Raw genomic sequence first — 3,828 nt, forward strand, 5'->3', positions numbered from 1 at the left:
ACCGCCCCGACCGCCGTCGGCGGGGGGTCGCGGTGCACCGGGCGCACCCGTCGCCGACCACGGCGCTCCGGACGGCGCCGCAGCACCCGCGCGCACGCTGCGGCGCGGGGGTGTCGACGCCATGGAGCCCGCGGGGCGTGCGGAGGGGGAAGGTCCCGTTGCCACGCTGTGCCTTTCGTCGAAGCAGGGGGCCGTGCTCGCGCGGCCACCGGTCAGGGTACGGACGCCGACCAGGCACGGCTCCCCGAGAACGGGCATGCCGACGGCGCCTCTCCGTCGACCAGTATGGCGATCCACCCGTCGACGGAGCGTGACGGTACGTGCGGATGCTGGGCAGAACCTGGGCGTGGGGCGGCGAGCCGCCACCCCCGGATGGCCGGGAGACGGCGCGGTGCGCCCTCCTGAGGAAGACGCGTCCCCTCAGGGGCGGCTTGCAACGCGTGCCCATCCGACCTAATCTCACGATGTATCAGTTCGATACATCGCGCGGCCGCTTCCGAGCCCCGGGGAAGCCCGGGCGGGACCGCCGGTCGGCACCTCGGGCACGACGCGCCGCCGGAGCGGCTCAGGAGAGGCAGGAACCCAGTGCGCAGTCGGGCCGACGTCCTCGAGCTGGCGATCCTCGGGTCGCTGCACGAGACGCCGATGCACGGCTACGAGCTGCGCAAGCGGCTCAACCTGCTGCTCGGGTCGTTCCGCGCGCTGTCCTACGGCTCGCTCTACCCGGCGCTGAAGTCCCTCGAGGGGCGCCGCCTCATCCAGGGCAGCGACGCCTCGCAGACGCCCCCGCCGCACGCCCTGTCGGGCAAGCGCGCGCGGATCGTCTACGAGCTCACGGCCGAGGGCAAGGAGCACTTCGCCGACCTGCTGGCGGAGGCCGGGCCGGCGTCCTGGGAGGACGAGGGCTTCGACGTGCGGTTCGCGTTCTTCGCGCAGACCGACGCCGAGACCCGGATGCGGATCCTCGAGGGCCGCCGCACGCGGCTCACCGAGCGGCTGGAGAACGTCCGGCAGGCCATGGCCCGCACCCGCGAGCGCCTCGACGAGTACACGCTCGAGCTGCAGCGGCACGGCCTGGAGCAGGTCGAGCGCGAGGTCCGCTGGCTCGACGGGCTGATCGACAACGAGCGTGGCCTCGGCCGCGACCGCGACGACGCGCCGACCGGGCGCGCCGCCGGCACCCGGGCCGACCGGCCCACCACGCGCGTCCCCCGCGGCCGCGCCGACCGAGCAGAGGGTGGTCGTCCGACCACCACCGACACCGCTGACGACGCATCCGCGTCGCAGCACTGAAGAGATACCGAGGAGCCAGGATGAGTTCGATCCGCGTCGCGATCGTGGGCGTCGGCAACTGCGCCGCGTCGCTGGTGCAGGGCGTCCAGTTCTACGCGGACGCCGACCCGCAGAGCACGGTCCCGGGCCTGATGCACGTCACGTTCGGCCCGTACCACATCTCTGACATCGAGTTCGTGGCGGCGTTCGACGTCGACGCGAAGAAGGTCGGGTTCGACCTCTCCGAGGCGATCGTCGCCAGCGAGAACAACACGATCAAGATCGCCGACGTCCCGCCGCTCGGCGTGACCGTGCAGCGGGGCCCGACCCTCGACGGCCTGGGGAAGTACTACTCCCTGACCATCGACGAGTCCGACGCCGAGCCGGTCGACGTCGTCGCCGCGCTGCGCGAGGCGCAGGTCGACGTCCTGATCTGCTACCTGCCCGTCGGGTCCGAGGACGCCGCGAAGTACTACGCGCAGTGCGCGATCGACGCGGGCGTCGCCTTCGTCAACGCCCTGCCGGTCTTCATCGCGTCCGACCCCGAGTGGGCCGCGAAGTTCGAGGCGGCCGGCGTGCCGATCGTCGGCGACGACATCAAGTCGCAGGTCGGCGCGACGATCACGCACCGCGTCATGGCGAAGCTCTTCGAGGACCGCGGCGTCACGCTGGACCGCACGTACCAGCTCAACGTCGGCGGCAACATGGACTTCAAGAACATGCTCGAGCGCGAGCGCCTGGAGTCCAAGAAGGTCTCCAAGACGCAGGCCGTGACCTCGAACCTCGAGGGCTCGCTGGCCAACAAGAAGGAGGACCGCAACGTCCACATCGGCCCGTCGGACTACGTCGCGTGGCTCGACGACCGCAAGTGGGCGTACGTCCGCCTCGAGGGCCGCGCGTTCGGTGAGGTCCCCCTGAACCTGGAGTACAAGCTCGAGGTCTGGGACTCGCCCAACTCGGCCGGCATCATCATCGACGCCCTGCGCGCCGCGAAGATCGCCAAGGACCGTGGGGTCGGTGGCCCGATCATCTCCGCGTCGACGTACTTCATGAAGTCGCCGCCGGTGCAGATGGAGGACACGAAGGGCCGGGCGCAGCTCGAGGCCTTCATCGCCGGTGACGCCGAGCGCTGAGCAGAGTGCAGTGAAGGTAGAGGGCGTCGGCGCGCAGCGTCGGCGCCCTCGGCCGTAACGGAACGCCGCTCAGCGCGAGCAAGGGCACGAGCGCTGACGCGTAGCGAGTCGCAGGTGAAGGGTCCGGCGCGCAGCGTCGGGCCCTTCGCCGTACCCACCACCCCGCCACCCCGCCACCCGCCACACGCCACCCGCCACCCGCCACCGAAGCGTTTGTGACGGATCGTGCACCGAAGGCTTCGGTGAAGCGCTGGCTCGCGATCCGGTGGGGGCAGAGGCCGCGGCGAGCCGCGTCCGTCCACAGGTGACAGTGACCGTCCCGGCGGCCGTCGTGCAGGACCTCCACGCTTCCCCGGTGAGCTCTCGCGACGCCGTCCGCGCCACCCTCATCCGTGCCAAGCGTCAGTCGGGCGTCCTCACGACGGCGCAGCTCCAGGCTGCGGGCGTCCTGCGCTCGTGGGTCGCGAGCCAGGTCCGGGCGGGCCGGTGGCAGCGCCTCCACCAGGGCGTCGTCGTCGTCCACTCCGGACCGGTCGACTGGCGCGCCCGGGCGTGGGCCGCACTCCTCTACGCCGGTGCGGGTGCCGCCCTGTCGCACGAGTCCGCCGCGCGCTTGTGGGGCTTCACTCGGCACGAGCCGACCACGATCGAGGTGAGCGTCCCGGGCCACCGACGGGTGCGACCGACCGAAGGGGTCCGCATCCGCGTCCGCGAGGACATGCCCCAGGCGAGTGCAGGGCTCCGTACCGTCACCAGGTCGGAGACCACCGTGGACCTCGTGGCGGCGAGCCGGTCGGTCGACGACGCCGTCGGCTGGCTGGCACGGGCGGTTCGCGCCGGCACGTTCCCGGAGGCCGTGGCGGAGTCGGCCCACCGTCGGACCCGGTTCCGGCACCGGGACCTGCTCCTGGACCTGCTCCACGACGGCGTCCTCACCACCGAGTCGCCCATGGAGCACCGCTACCACCGCGATGTCGAGCGCGCGCACGGGCTTCCCTCCGGGACACCGCAGGCGCGTCACCGCGTCGCAGGAGGATGGATCAGGGCGGACTGCTGGTACGACGTAGGTGTCCGGGTGGAGCTGGACGGCTACCTCGCTCATCCCGGCGGTCGTACGGACCGCGACGTGTGGCGCGACAACGCCGTGGCGCTCGAGCGCCTCGAGCTGACCCTCCGCTACCGGTGGTGGCACGTGGCCGTGACGCCGTGCACGACGGCGGGCCAGGTGGCGCAGGCCCTGCGCGGCCGCGGATGGGTGGGAGCGCCGCGGCGATGCGGCCCGAGCTGCACGATCCCGACGAGTCCCGGCTCCTGACGTCGGGCGCTCGACGAAGCGCCACCACAGATGCGCCGGAGCCTTTGTTGCGCTGGCGATGACAAACGCTTCGGGCGGGGCGGGGCGGGGCGCGGGCGGGGCGCGGGG

3 protein-coding genes are annotated in these 3,828 nt (G+C 72.4%); all 3 read left to right on the forward strand.

Translation table 11 applies throughout. The annotated features are described in order from the left end of the window. Positions 1-585: 585 nt before the first annotated feature. The 3 genes from N866_RS17145 (at position 586) to N866_RS17155 (ending at position 3,720) form a co-directional block, all read left to right on the forward strand. Positions 586-1,293 (forward strand): PadR family transcriptional regulator, encoded by a 708-nt coding sequence (locus N866_RS17145; protein WP_034228795.1) that lies wholly within the window; start codon positions 586-588, stop codon positions 1,291-1,293. 20 nt (positions 1,294-1,313) lie between these two features. Then, positions 1,314-2,405 carry an inositol-3-phosphate synthase gene (locus N866_RS17150; protein WP_034228798.1) on the forward strand — a complete coding sequence of 364 codons (1,092 nt, stop codon included), beginning with the start codon at positions 1,314-1,316 and terminating at the stop codon, positions 2,403-2,405. Between the two features lie 355 nt (positions 2,406-2,760). Further along, complete coding sequence (locus N866_RS17155; protein ID WP_155855449.1) at positions 2,761-3,720, forward strand: type IV toxin-antitoxin system AbiEi family antitoxin domain-containing protein; 960 nt, start codon at positions 2,761-2,763, stop codon at positions 3,718-3,720. Positions 3,721-3,828 lie beyond the last annotated feature (108 nt).

This window comes from Actinotalea ferrariae CF5-4 (genome assembly GCF_000603945.1).
Lineage (GTDB): Bacteria > Actinomycetota > Actinomycetes > Actinomycetales > Cellulomonadaceae > Actinotalea > Actinotalea ferrariae.